The sequence below is a fragment of the Mycoplana rhizolycopersici genome, assembly GCF_013378445.1.
GTDB classification, from domain to species: Bacteria; Pseudomonadota; Alphaproteobacteria; order Rhizobiales; family Rhizobiaceae; genus Mycoplana; species Mycoplana rhizolycopersici.
Genome location: NZ_JABXYK010000001.1, coordinates 103,777 through 117,105, shown reverse-complemented (window position 1 = coordinate 117,105; position 13,329 = coordinate 103,777). Strand labels below are relative to the sequence as shown.

General features: G+C 64.5%; 9 protein-coding genes. 3 read left to right on the top strand and 6 right to left on the bottom strand.

Features of this window, described 5'->3' with window-relative positions; all coding sequences use genetic code 11:
* Positions 1 to 13 precede the first annotated feature (13 nt).
* Complete coding sequence (locus HV823_RS00575) at positions 14 to 568, bottom strand: methyltransferase family protein (protein ID WP_176947804.1); 555 nt, start codon at positions 566 to 568, stop codon at positions 14 to 16.
* 348 nt (positions 569 to 916) lie between these two features.
* On the opposite strand from HV823_RS00575, the gene HV823_RS00570 reads away from it, so the two are divergent.
* Complete coding sequence (locus HV823_RS00570; protein WP_176947803.1) at positions 917 to 1,792, top strand: alpha/beta fold hydrolase; 876 nt, start codon at positions 917 to 919, stop codon at positions 1,790 to 1,792.
* 132 nt (positions 1,793 to 1,924) lie between these two features.
* On the opposite strand, the gene HV823_RS00565 is transcribed toward HV823_RS00570, so the two are convergent.
* The 4 genes from HV823_RS00565 to rocF all read right to left on the bottom strand — a co-directional run bounded on the left by HV823_RS00565 (position 1,925) and on the right by rocF (position 6,909).
* Positions 1,925 to 3,691, bottom strand: a complete 1,767-nt coding sequence (locus HV823_RS00565) for a methyl-accepting chemotaxis protein (protein ID WP_176947802.1) — start codon at positions 3,689 to 3,691, stop codon at positions 1,925 to 1,927.
* Between the two features lie 430 nt (positions 3,692 to 4,121).
* A complete protein-coding gene (locus HV823_RS00560; RefSeq protein WP_176947801.1) occupies positions 4,122 to 4,598 on the bottom strand; it encodes a chemotaxis protein CheW in 477 nt (158 codons plus the stop codon).
* 114 nt (positions 4,599 to 4,712) lie between these two features.
* Positions 4,713 to 5,918, bottom strand: coding sequence for an ornithine--oxo-acid transaminase (gene rocD / locus HV823_RS00555; protein ID WP_176947800.1), 1,206 nt, complete (start codon positions 5,916 to 5,918; stop codon positions 4,713 to 4,715).
* A 55-nt stretch (positions 5,919 to 5,973) separates the two neighbouring features.
* Complete coding sequence (rocF, locus tag HV823_RS00550; protein ID WP_176947799.1) at positions 5,974 to 6,909, bottom strand: arginase; 936 nt, start codon at positions 6,907 to 6,909, stop codon at positions 5,974 to 5,976.
* Here rocF and HV823_RS00545 point away from each other — a divergent pair.
* Both HV823_RS00545 and HV823_RS00540 read left to right on the top strand, forming a co-directional pair.
* Complete coding sequence (locus HV823_RS00545; RefSeq protein WP_176947798.1) at positions 6,887 to 7,060, top strand: hypothetical protein; 174 nt, start codon at positions 6,887 to 6,889, stop codon at positions 7,058 to 7,060. The genes rocF and HV823_RS00545 overlap by 23 nt on opposite strands.
* Positions 7,057 to 7,497 carry an Lrp/AsnC family transcriptional regulator gene (locus tag HV823_RS00540; protein ID WP_176947797.1) on the top strand — a complete coding sequence of 147 codons (441 nt, stop codon included), beginning with the start codon at positions 7,057 to 7,059 and terminating at the stop codon, positions 7,495 to 7,497. Before HV823_RS00545 ends, HV823_RS00540 begins: the two co-directional genes overlap by 4 nt.
* Positions 7,498 to 7,533: 36 nt before the next feature.
* Here HV823_RS00540 and HV823_RS00535 read toward each other — a convergent pair whose 3' ends face one another.
* Complete coding sequence (locus tag HV823_RS00535) at positions 7,534 to 13,284, bottom strand: translocation/assembly module TamB domain-containing protein (RefSeq protein WP_176947796.1); 5,751 nt, start codon at positions 13,282 to 13,284, stop codon at positions 7,534 to 7,536.
* Between the last annotated feature and the right edge of the window lie 45 nt (positions 13,285 to 13,329).

Here is a 13,329-nt window from a genome sequence, read left to right as displayed (position 1 = left end):
GGATCGACTGCTCTTACGCGCCGACGAACCTGGGAACGAGGAAGCCGGTCCGGCGGCGATAGGCGTCGTACTCTGCCGCCAGCGGCGTGGACGCGAACTTCTTCTCCTCGCCCTTCGCCGCGATCACGTAGATCACCACGAAAGCAACGACCGGAATAGCCGCCCAGGCTGTCCAGGTGGCAACGCCCCATCCGGCCCAGAAGATGATGTAGGAGGTGTAGAATGGGTGGCGCACGTAGCGATAGGGACCCGTCGTCACCAGGCTGTCCGGATGATCGGGGTCGAAGGCGTAGCGAAGACGCGCCTTCTTGGATGCGGCGATCGCCCACCAGAAGATCGCGGTGGCGAGGGTTTCGAGGGCGAGGCCGAGCAGTTGCGCAGACACCGGCTGGGTGATGCTCCAGACTAGGTAGAGGAAGTAGAAGGTGGTCAGCGCGACGGCCAAGGAGACGACCTTGAAGCCATCGGGCACGCGCGGCGATGAAAAGTGTCCGCGCAGCGACCAGCTGTAAAAGCCGACGACCACGAGGCTCATGCAGGTGATGACGATATCGAGCGCTGTTTCCATCTCATTACCGGGCAAGCCGGTTCCCCTCTCGCCCGTCCCTGTGCCGGCGGTATCCGGGCGTACGCAACGGCTTCACTTTGGCCCGGAGCACATCGGGCGTTGGATTCCGCGCGGGCGACGCATGCGTTTTGCGCGATCCCCGTTCAGTCCCATATGAACCATAGCGGGCGTTAGCAGCCGCTGCAATGCGGGTTCTCCGCCTTTCCGCATCTTGTGATTGCGGGACGGCCGATGATGGCGTGCGTCTGATACAGCGCGCAGATTGAGGGATTGTTTACCATCCCTGGCGTAGCCTCCTGCGGTGATTCTGTGCAGGCGTGCACATATCCTGCTTGGAAGTTGACCGTGATGCCCGACAGCCAGATGATCGTGACCAATCACGGGGCCGTGCGCTACACGGACACCGGCGGCTCGGGCTTTCCCGTGCTTCTGATCCATGGCTCCAGCTTTTCACGGCGCGTCTTCGAACGCCAGTTCGACAGCGAACTGGTGCGGCGGTGGCGTCTGATCGCGCTCGACCTGCCGGGGCACGGCGGCTCGGACAACGCCGCGCAGCCAGGCTCGACATACACGGTGACAGGCTTTGCAGATTGCCTGGAGGCGTTCGCAGAGCAGCTGAACCTGAAGAGGCTCGCGGTTTTCGGCTGGTCGCTCGGCGGGCACGTGGCAATCGAATGGATGAGCCGGAGCACGAGGATCCGCGGGCTGATGCTCAGCGGCGCTCCGCCGATGTCCCGCGGCATCATCGGCATGTTGCGCGCCTTCCATCCCTCCTTCGACCTGCTGCTGACGACGAAGCAGACCTTCACCGAACGCGACGCTGTGCGGTTCTCGGCCTTGTGTTTCGGTGCGACGGAACCAGCTCCATTTACGGACCTGATCCTGAGAACGGATGGTCTCGTCCGGTCGACGTTTGCGCAAAGCTTGGCGCGCGGCGATGGTGCCGACCAGCGCCGGACCATCGAGGCATCGGACGTTCCGGTCGCTTTCGTCGACGGGGCCGACGACCCGTTCGTGCGCCTTGGCTACCTGTCAGGTCTCCACGTTCCCGAGCCCTTCGGTGACGGTCCCACCGTCCTTGCCGGCGTCGGGCATGCACCGTTCTGGACCCGGCCGGACGCTTTCAACCGTCTGCTTGACCAGTTCCTCGAGACCGTTGCCGCCGGAGCGGCGTCGGCCTGGCAGGCCCATGTGCGCCGGGTGACGGCGCGGGCACGAGCCTGAGCCAACTGCGGCAGGCGATTGCGTGCCTGACGGAGGGAGCTTCTCTCTCCCTCGTCTCTGTCTAGCCACCCTTACACGCAACGACGGCCGCCCGAATGCGACCGTCCCGCGGAGTTCGAATAGAGAGTGGGATTAGAAGTCTTCCCAGCGCTCTGGGGCGGAACCGCCGGCGTGAACCATTCGAAGCGGGCTCTGCGCCTTTGGCGGCTGACGCTGAGCGACGACGGGACCTGAATCCGACGTCGCGATCGTCTGTTTCTCGTCCATGCGAAACTGTCGCAACAGTTCGTGCAGCGCATCGGCCTCGCGGGCCATGGTGTGGCTCGCCGCAGTGCTCTCCTCCACCATTGCCGCGTTCTGCTGCGTCGCCTGGTCCATCGCGTTTACTGCCTGGTTGATTTCGCGCAGACCGGTCGACTGCTCGCGGGCTGCCTGAACGATCGCGGTGACGTTCCCGTTGACTTCCTGCACCTGGACGAGGATGTCCCGCAGCGCTTTGCCGGTCTGGTCGACGAGCGTCACGCCGTTCTTCACATGACCGTTCGAGGCGGTAATCAAGGCCTTGATATCCTTTGCCGCACTTGCCGAGCGCTGCGCCAGTTCCCGCACCTCCTGAGCCACGACGGCGAAACCCTTGCCGGCCTCGCCGGCGCGGGCAGCCTCGACGCCGGCATTCAGTGCCAGCAGATTGGTCTGGAAGGCGATGTCGTCGATGACGCCGATGATGTTGGAGATCTCGCGTGAGGATTGCTCGATCTGCCCCATCGCTGCGATCGCGCTGGCGACGACGTCGCCGGAGTGCTCGGCGCCGGCCTTGGTCTGAGCAACCAGCGTGCCGGCTTCTTCGGCACGGCGGCTGGAATCGGCGACCGTCGTCGTGATCTGGTCGAGGGCGGCGGCGGTTTCCTCTACGGATGCGGCCTGCTGCTCGGTGCGCCGTGAGAGCTGGTCGGCTGCATCGCGGATCTGCTGGGCGCCTGCTGCGATCACGCTGGCATTTTCGCCGACGGCGTGCATCGCACCGTTGAGTTTTGCGACGGCCTCGTTGAAGTCCTTTCGGACGCGCTCCATGGAGGGGACGAAGGCGGTGGCGATGTTCTGGGTAAGATCGCCAGCAGAAAGCGCCTTCAGACCGCCGCCCAACGCGGTGATCGCCGACATGCGCTCGGTCACGTCTGTGGCGAACTTGACCACCTTGTAGACTTTGCCGTTGAGGTCGCGGATCGGGTTGTAGGCCGCCTGTATCCAGATCTCCTTGCCGCCCTTGCCATAGCGGACGAATTCGTTTGAGTTGAAGCGGCCCTCCGCCAGGCTTTTCCAGAAATCGGCGTACTCGCCCGATCGCGCGTAGTCCGGATCGCAGAACATGCTGTGGTGCCTGCCCTGGATTTCGGAAAGCTGATATCCGAGCGTCGCGCAGAAATTCTCGTTCGCGGTCAGGATTTCCCCCGTGGGCGTGAATTCGATCACCGCTTGCGACTGCGAAATTGCGTCCAGCTTGCTGGCATCCTCCCGCGCGCGCCTCTTTGCTTCGGTGATATCGGTGGCGAACTTTACAACCTTGTACGGCTTGCCGTTCTTGAAAACGGGGTTGTATGAGGCCTGGATCCAGATTTCGCGACCGCCCTTACCCAGACGCTTGTAGGCGCCGGCGTCGTAGTCGCCACGGCCGAGACGGACCCAGAATTCGCGATACTGCGGTGTCTCGGCATAGTCCGGTTCGCAGAAGATGCGGTGATGCTGGCCGACGATCTCCTTGAGTTCGTAGCCAAGCGCGCGACAGAAAATTTCGTTTGCTGTGAGAATGCGACCGGTCAGGTCGAACTGGATGACCGCCTGCGACTTCGAGATGGCTTCCAGTATACGGTCAGAATCTGCTGATGTACCGAATGAAAGCATGTTGTCCCTCATGGAGATTGAGCAGCGCATTCAAATGCGAGAGGCGCGGACTTCCACGTCCGCGACGGCGCTAAGCGGCCTCCGCCGCGCATTCGCTGCGATGGTGCTGCGACCTTGTTATTCAGCCGGCCAGGCCGTGGCGGCGGCCGGGACGCATCGCGTATAAGGCGTGTGAGATCTCTGGGATTGCGGCCTCATGCCGAAAAGGCGCTCTCAAGGGGCGCTCATCATCATATATAGAAACATATATAAAAATAAATGAAGACAGAGGGGCGACAAATTGCGCTCCGTCAATATTCCTTCACGCGCCCGCGGCTGCTTGACAGTGGTACGAGCCAAAGCAGATGGCGCCGGGAAGGGCCGGAAACGAAAAATGGCCGGTCAATAGCCGGCCATCTCAATGCGTGTACTTTTGCTGAACAGCGAGACTTCAAGCGGCGAGTTCGTCGATCTCCCGTTCCTTGAACATGCGTGAAAGGTTGAGGAAGCAGATCATGCCGTTCTCATGGGCGATGATGCCTTCCGCATAGACCTTGTCGAACGATGTCGTGACTTCCGGGACCGGCTGGATCTGATCGGCGCCAATGGTGAGGATGTCGGAAACGCGATCGACGACAAGGCCGACGACCATATTGTGGACCTCTGCGACGACGATGGCGCTGCGTTCGTTTGCCACCGTTGTTTTCATGCCGAGCTTGTGCGCCAGATCGATGATCGGGATCACGGTGCCGCGCAGGTTCATCACGCCGATTACTTCAGGCGGCGAATGCGGAATCGGCGTCGACGGCGCCCAGCCGCGGATTTCCCGGATCGTCGTCGTCTTGACGCAGAATTCCTGATCATGCAGGCGGAAGGCAATGATCTCGAGGGTGTCGCCGGCGAAGCCGGTGGTCTTGATAGTCGTCATCAGGTGTCGCCCCAGTTCGTCATGCAATTGAAAACTCTGGGCGAAGGATAGCAGCGACCGGGTTAAGGATTTGCTCAAACCGCGGGGCACTGAAGTGTAAGCCTTGCGTCTGCGTCAGACCCGCAGGACGGCCTCGAACTGCTCCAGCGCCCAGTCGACCTGGTCGGCGGTGATGACGAGTGGCGGAGCAATGCGGATCGTGTCGCCGTGCGTATCCTTTGCCAGGATGCCGCGCTCCTTCAGTGCCTCGCAGTACTTGCGTGCGCCGCCGGCTGCCGGGTCGAGTTCGACGGCCAACATCAGGCCGCGACCGCGCACTTCCCTGACGATGTTGGAGCGGATTTCGCCAAGGCCCTTCTTGAAGCGCTCGCCCATGCGGGCGGAGTTGCCGATCATGTCCTCCTCGGTCAGGACGCGTAGCGAAGCGCGGGCAATGGCGCATGCCAGCGGGTTCCCGCCGAACGTCGATCCGTGCTGGCCCGGCTTGAGGACACCGAGTACTTCGCTGTTGGAGAGGACTGCCGAGACCGGATAGAAGCCGCCGGAAAGCGCCTTGCCCACGAGCGTCACGTCCGCCTCGATCTGCTCATGCTCTTCGGCGAGCAGCTTTCCGGTACGGCCGAGCCCGGTCTGGATCTCGTCGAGGATGAGGGTGATGCCGTGGCGGGTGCACAGCTCGCGCACCTCGGTGAAATAGCCGGCGGGCGGAATGAGAACGCCGGCCTCGCCCTGGATCGGCTCGATCAGGAAAGCCACGGTGTTTTCATTGATTGCCGCGCGGAAGGCTTCGATGTCGCCGAACGGCACATGTCTGAAACCGGGGGCGAACGGGCCGAAGCCCTCGCGCGCATCGGGATCGGTGGAGAAGCCGACGATGCCCATCGTGCGGCCGTGGAAGTTGTTGTTGCAGACGATGATCTCGGCCTTGTCGCGCTCGACCCCCTTGACCTCGTAACCCCATTTGCGCACGGCCTTGATCGCCGTCTCGACCGCCTCGGCGCCGGAGTTCATCGGCAGCACCTTGTGCGAGCCGGTGAGGGCGGCGATCTCTTCGTAGAAGTGGGCGAGCTGGTCGTTGCGGAAAGCGCGCGAGGTCAGCGTCAGCTTCTGGGCCTGCTCCGTCATCGCGGCGAGGATCTTGGGGTGGCAATGACCCTGGTTGACGGCGGAGTAGGCGGAGAGGCAGTCGAGATAGCGGTTGCCGTCGACATCCCAGACATGGACGCCCTCGCCGCGCGACAGGACCACGTCGAGCGGTTTGTAGTTATGGGCGCCGAGGCGGTGTTCGGTCTCGATGAGGCGTTCGGTGGTCGAGGTCATCGTTTTCTCCGGATGTGTCAGGCTCGCGTATCAGGCCCGCGTGCCAGGCTGCATTTCAGGCGCTGCGGGTCGGCCGGTCAAGGATGCGGCGGCCAAACAGGCTCGCCGTCAGTTCCACCAGGATGCGGGCGCTCTTGCCGCGATCGTCGAGGAACGGATTGAGTTCGACGAGGTCGAGCGATGAGACAAGGCCACTGTCGCAGAGCATTTCCATGATCAGGTGTGCTTCCCGGAAGGTCGCGCCGCCGGGTACGGTCGTGCCTACGCCGGGCGCAATTTCGGGGTCGAGGAAATCGACGTCGAAGCTGACATGCAGCAGGCCGTCGGCATGGCTGACGGTATCGAGGATCTCGTGAATGATGCGTGCCATGCCGGTCTCGTCGACGGCGCGCATATCGTAGACGTTGACCCCATGCTCGGCGATCTCCACGCGTTCCCGCTCGTCTACCGAGCGGATGCCAACCTGGAAGACCTTCCTGGGATCCACCAGCGGGCGATCCTTGTTAAGGATCGGGGCAAACTCGGCCTGGCCGCAGAAGAACGCGACCGGCATGCCGTGCATGTTTCCGGACGGAGAGGTGTCGGGCGAATTGAAATCCGCATGCGCATCGAGCCAGAGCACGAACAGCGGCCGGCCGACCTCGGCGGCGTAGCGCGCCATGCCGGAAACGCTGCCCATGGCAAGCGCATGGTCGCCGCCGAGCGTGATCGGCAGGCGGCCTGCGCGCGCGGCTTCGTGTACGGCGCTGTCTAGCGCCCGGGTGAAGGCGGCAACGGCCTGCAGGTTGTTGGCGCGGGGATGATTGGCGAGGTCGCGGGCCGGCGCTGGCCGGAGGTCACCCTCATCCACGACCATGTAGCCGAGGTCGGCCAAGATGGTATCGATGCCGGCGATCCGCAGCGCGGTCGGCCCCATGGCGGCGCCGCGACGTCCGGATCCTTCCTCGATCGGTGCGCCGATCAGCGAGATGGTCTTCCTGCCTGCCTTCATTCTTGTCGGTTTCCCCGCAGAGCGTATTTTCAGGGCGGCTTGCGCCGGTGTTCGTGTGATTATCGTCGGTCTGCCTGTTGGCAAAAAGATGAAATACTGGCAATTAGCTTCATCAATTGCGCAAAATGATAAATTGGATTTTGCAAAATGATAACTCTGGACGATCTCGATCACGCGCTTATCGGCGCGCTTCGCCACAATGCGCGTATGCCCGTATCGTCGCTGGCGGCAATGACCGGGGCGGCGCGCGCTACCGTTTCGGCGCGCATCGATCGGCTTGTGCAAACGGGGACGATCGCTGCTTTCACGATCCGGACCGGCGCCGAACTCAGCGGCAGTGGCGTGCGCGCCATTGTCATGATCGAGGTTCTGGGCAGGATGGCCGACCGCGTGGCCCTGCAACTGCGAGGGTTGCCTCAGGTGCGCGCGCTTCACTCCACCAATGGCAGGTGGGATTTCATCGCCGAGCTGGAGGACAAGGATCTCGCCACCTTCGACGAGACGCTCCGCCGCATCCGTCTGATCGATGGAATCAACTCGACCGAGACGAACATCTTGCTGAAGACCACGAAGAACGTGCTTGCCTGAAGGCGGTGCGCTTCGGGAACGCGAACGCTCGCGGCCTCAGTATTCCTTTTCGTAGAAGATGCCCGCAGCGCCGGCGCCATTGCTGCCGGCTTCGCCACGCAGCTTGACGCCGCGCCCGATGTCCAGGTTGATCGCCGCCTTGCCGCCGCCGGTCTCCGGGTCTTGCTTCAGTTCGAGGTAGGTGCGGTCGTTCAAGTACTTGCCTGCCGACACGGCCGCACGCCCCTGCGAATCGGTGGTGATGTCGAGATCGTCGATGCCGAGCTTGCTGCGCAGGCTGTTCAGCAGCGAGCCACCGCCGCCGCCCGCCAGATCGGCCACTGCGGATGCGAGCTGGGCGATCTGGAACGCAGACAGGTTGTTCATCGAGCGGCCGAAGATCAGGCGCGCCAGGATTTCGTCCTGGGGCAGGGACGGGGAGGAGGTGAAGCTGACCGCAGGGTTGTTGGCGGGGCCCGCGATCGTGATGTTGATCGTGGTCGCATTGGCGCTCGTCGTCGCCACGAAATTGATCGTCGGTATCAGATCGCCGGTGAAGCCGATGCGGCCGCTCGTGAAGTCGAGCCGTTTGGCAAGGATTTCAACGCGGCCGCGACGAAGGTCAAAACCACCGGATATCACAGGGTTCATCGACGTGCCGCGCAGGGTAAGTTCGCCACCCAGCTCGGCGTTGATCCCGCGGCCGCGCACGAAGATGCGGCTGGGCGCCTGGATCTGCAGATCGAGGCCGATGCCGCGGGCATTGCCGCTCGTGCCGGTACTCTCGTCGGCCTGCAGGATGGCGGCCATTTCCTTCACGTCGGCCGGGGCATTCCTGTGCTTGATGTCGATTTCGGCGAGCGACCCCGGCAATTTCTGCGGAATGGTGATGTTGGCGTTGCGAATGTCGATCCGGCCGCCGAGCACGGGACCCGCAAGAAGGGGGCCTCTTACGGTCAGGTTGCCGCCGACTTTGGCATTCACCAGCCGGCCGTCGACATAGGTGACTTCATTCAGGCGGATCGAGATGTCGGCGGGGAAATTAGATCCTGGGACGATGCCGATGGTTCCGGTCGCCGTAACCTCCCCACCCGTGGCCACGCGGCCGCTGAACTGCTGGATCACCGCCTGGCGGCCGTCCAGCGAAATGCGTGCCGTCAGGTTTTCCAGTGCGACGTTGCGCCGGACATCGACGAGACGGCTGCCGGAGGTCGCGATGGTTCCGGTGATCGCGGGGCTGCGTGCGGCCCCCCTGACGGCCACGTTCACCGCGGCGTTGCCGGTCAGCACGAAGCCCTGTGCTCCGAGCTGTGCCTGGACAAGGGCAAACGGCAGGGTGCCGGAGAAGGTCAGATTAAGCGGCATGTTTCCGGCCACACCGGCGGTGCCGCCGCCGCTGAACGCTAGTCCGCTCGGTCCCGAAAGCCGCGTCTGCACGCGGAGCGAATTGTTGGCGAACTGCCCGTCCGCCGCGATCGTCAGCGCGCCGACGCCGGCTGCCCGGGTCTGGCTCGTGGCGGCGTTGTTCCAGGTCAGTGCGTAGGTTACCTGGGGTGCTGCAGCCTTGCCCTTGACATTGACCGTGCCGCCGATCGTGCCCTCGGCGCCAAGTCCGGCGGAGAACACCTTTGCAAGGCTCGCCGGTACGGCGTTGATGCGGATCGCGAGGCCGAGATTGTCGCCGGCGGTGCCGCTGACGGCGATGTTGCCGGTGCCGGTCTGGATGGTGAATTCGTTCAATGCGACGGCGCCGTCGCGCAGCGTCAGCGCTGCCGGCCGCGCAAGGCGGATGGCAATGCCGCGCGGCGTCGCCTGAAGCGCGTCGAGACCGATCTTCATCCCGCCCTGCTGCTGTTCGACCGAACCCTTGACCGTGAGCGGGGCGCCGTCGAAGCGCCCGCCGACAGTGAACAGGGTGCGCGCGCCCTGCTGGTTGAAGTTCAAGGCCAGCGCATCGAGCCGGTTCGCCCCGGAGGCGAAGGCCTCCGCGCGAACGCTGCCAGTGATGGCGAGCGAACGAAGATCGGCGGTCTTCAGGTCGATATGCGGCCGGACGATGCGCAACTGGTCGCGGGTGATGCCGGAGCCGGATGCCTGGAGGGTGATTGCGGTCTTGCCGTCGACCGTGTTGATCGCGGCCTGGCCAGCAAGGTCGCCCTTTGCCTGCTGGCCGGCCAAAGCTGCGAGAAGCGCGATGTCGGGGAGGTTGAATTTGACGTTGCCCTCAGGAAGGAAGCCTTCGTCGAGGGTGAGGGCCCCTGTCAGGACGTTTTCTCCGACGCGCGCGTCGATGGCCGGGATGGAGATCCGTCCATCCTGCGAGGCGATGGTGGACTTCACGTTGATCGCCTGGCCGCCGATTGCGCCGGTTGCGGACAGGTTGCCGGAGGGTGCGTTGCGGTCTGCCGTGCCGTCGACCGCGACGACCAGGTCGCTCAGCGTGCGGCCGGCGAGTTCGGCGCCGCTGGAATTCAGCTCTGCCTTGACCCCAAGCGCATTAAGCGGACCGGAAGCGGACGCCGTGAAGGTTGCACGGCCCCTGGCGTCCGCCAGAAGCTTGCCAAGTTCGGGCAAGGTGCCCGAAACGGTGGCCTCCAGGTTCTCGCCCGCAAGCCGGGCCGTTCCTTCCGCGTTGATCGTGCCGGAGGCGACGTCGAAGGATTGCAGGCTGACCGTACCGTCGGCGCCGCGGACGACATCGGCCGTCAGCCGCAAGGGCGTGTCGAAGCGCGGGGAAAGGGTGGCGGGCAGCGCTGTCGCTGCAACCGTGGCCTCGATCCTGGCGCCCGCGGAGCCATCGTCGGCCACAAAGTGGCCCTCGGCGCGGCCGTTCAATCCGGTGCCGCTGATGGCGACGTCGCTGAAATCGATGCGCTGCGGTGTGACCGCGAGGGCGGCGGTGACATTCAGCGGCGCCTGAAGCAGACGATTGGCGTCGTCATTGCGGACGTCTATCGCGCCGGCGGACAGGGCCACGCCGAGATTGCCGCGCCGGGCGATGATGTCGAAAGCATCGCTGCGAATGGTGACGTCGGCCCCCGAGAGCGACGCTTGCGGGGTTTCTATGGCGCTGACCTTGGCCGCGAGCGAAAGGGCGGCGGCCGAAAGCTCGCCCGAAAGCGTCAGCTGGGCGTTGTCGATCCGGGCGACGGCGGTGCCGTCTCCCATCGGCAGGCGATATTCGGCCGGACCGCCGTCCGGTCCCGTCAGGTTCACGGCCAGGCTGCTGTTGCCGGACGGATTGGCGGAGCCGGATAGGGAAATCACCCCCTGGCCGGCGCCGATCGACAGACTTTCGAAGGTTATGTTGCCCTCGAGCATCGAGATCGAGGCGGGTTCCAGAAGCTTCAGAGGGAAACCGGCAACGACGGCGTCGAGTGCTTTCAGTGCGATCACGGTCGTCGCATCATGGCGTGCGACATTGCCGTCGATCGCCAGCGGCGCCCCTTCATAGCGTCCTGCCACGTCGAAGCCGGTGAGGGCGCCGGAATGGCTGAAGTTGACGATCGGCGCCTCCAGATCGTTTTCGCCGACGCGCGCGACGTCGGCGCGAAGCGTTCCGGTGACGGCACCCGTCGAGAGGTCTTCGATTTCGGCCTGCAGGACGGGCTTGAGGATCGCGGCCGTGTCGCGACGGATCTCGGTTCCCTCCGCCGCTACCGTCAGCGAGCCCTTGCCGCCATTGTTGGTAAAGGTCAGCGCGCCGGTGAGGTCGCCGGTCGCCTCCTGCCCCGCGAGCGTCGCAAGCGTCGCCAGTTCGGGAAACTCGAAGCGGATGGTGCCGTCCGGCATGAAGTTGTCGCCAAGCGTCAGCGATCCCTCAAGCTTGTTGTTGCCGACGACGCCTTCGATGGTGGGGATGGAGATGCCGCCTTCGCCGGACAGGACGCTGGAGCGCAGGTCGATCGCCTGGCCGTTCATCGAAGCCGTCAGCGCGAAATCGCCCGCCGGCTGTGCGGCGGATGCCCGTCCGGTAAGATCGATCGAGAGATTGTCCAGCGTGCGGCCCGACAGGGCCAGTTGTTCCGACGTCACCTTTGCCTGGACATTCGGCGCATCGGCGGGGCCGCTTGCGGTGGCATCGAAGGCGACAGCGCCGCTGCTGCCAGCGACAAAAACGCCTGCGTCGATGAGCCTGCCGGCGAGCTTCGCGTCCAGCGTGCCGCCGGAAAGCTCGACGCTGCCCGAGGCCTCGGCCACGTTCGATTTCAACTGGAGTTCCGTCAGCGAGATCGCGCCGGCGGGGCCGATGGCCGCCTGGCCGTCCAGGGCGATGGTGCCCTCGACCTTTGCGGCCATCGCGTCGGGCAGCACCGAGGGCACGGCGAACAGGCGGAAGGCTGCCGTACCGGTGCCGGCTCCCAGGTGATAGCCGCCGGTGATCTGGCCGCCGAGGCTGCTGCTTTCGATCTCTACGGGGTCGAAGGCGATCTGCTGCGGCGAGACGGCAAGTGCCGCGGTCACCTTGAGCGGCGTGCCGACAAGACGGTCGATATTGGGATCGTGCATCGACGAGCCTTCCGCCGTCAGCGTGACCGTCGCATGGCCCGAGCGCGTCGCAACGTTGAAGTCGGCGCTGGTGGCCGTCAGCAGAATGCTGTCGAGCCGGCCCTGTGGCAGGCTTGCTTCGGCGAGGTTGACGTTGATGCTGATTTTCGTGGCTTGCGCCGGTCCGGACGCGACGGCCTGCACGCCATGGAGGGTCGCCGCGAACTCACCGTTTGCGAGCGGCCAGCGGATCGGGATCGGCGTGGTGCCGTCCTTGCCCTTCAGCAGGATGCTGAGATTGTTCTCACCGGTCGCCTGAAGCGCGCCGGAGGCGGTGAGCGCGATCGCATCTGAGGTGACGTGTCCACGCTCGACGCGCAACAGGTCCTTGCCATTGGTGTCGACCGCCACGTCGATCTCGGTGGTGCCGGCAAAGAGCGGGCGCAGATGTGGCGGCAGGAGATCTTCGAACGTGCCGCCGCCGTTCAGCGCCACTGTATGCAGGCCGGCGGTGGACAGGTCGTGCCTGGCGTCGAGCTCAAGGACGCGGGTGCCCGCGAGCGCCGCCGTCAGCTTGCCGGTCCATTGCGAGAGCGGACCGTCGCCGGTGAGGTTGATGGTGACGGCGGGTTCGCCTGGAATGTGAAGCGCCCGCGCGAGCATGCCGCCGGCCGGCTCCGATATGGCAGCGTTCAGGCGGAGCTCGTTCTGATTGGGGTTGAAGAGGATGTCGGCTATGGCCGAGGCGCCGCTCCTGTCCTTCTCCGTCAATGCCAGGTTGAGCGCGACGCTGCTGCGATCGACGCCGCCGCTACCCGTCAGTCGCAGCCGCTGCTCCTGGCCTGCCACCGCCTCGGCGATGAGGATGTTCGGGATGTCTAGGCTGTCGACCTGGACTGTGACCGGCAGCGAGAAGGGCTCGCTGGACGGCGGCGATGTCGTTTCGGGACCGGGTACCGGCCTGCGGTTCACCGTCAGCGATTCTGCCGCCACGCGGGTGGCGTTGAACTGAAACAGTGCCAGGTCCAGGGGAGACCAATCGACCGCCACGTCCCTGATCTCGGCAAAGACGCCCTCGCTGTCGCTCAAGGTGACGGCGCCCGCACGCAGGCGACCGGTAAGCAGGCCGGAGGGGTCGGATATGGCGATCCGGGTGCCGGAACCCGAGGTTGCATCCTCGATCAGCGAGGCGGCAAGCCGCGCCCCGGCATCGGTGAATCCGACAAAACCGATCGCGCCGAGAAGAACGACAACGAGCAGGGCTACGACGTAGCCCAGATAGCGAAGCGATTGCTGCAGGATTTCGACGAACCGGGTCATGATTCAAGTCCTAAAGCAAAATACGGCACAGGGGAATCCATCGCT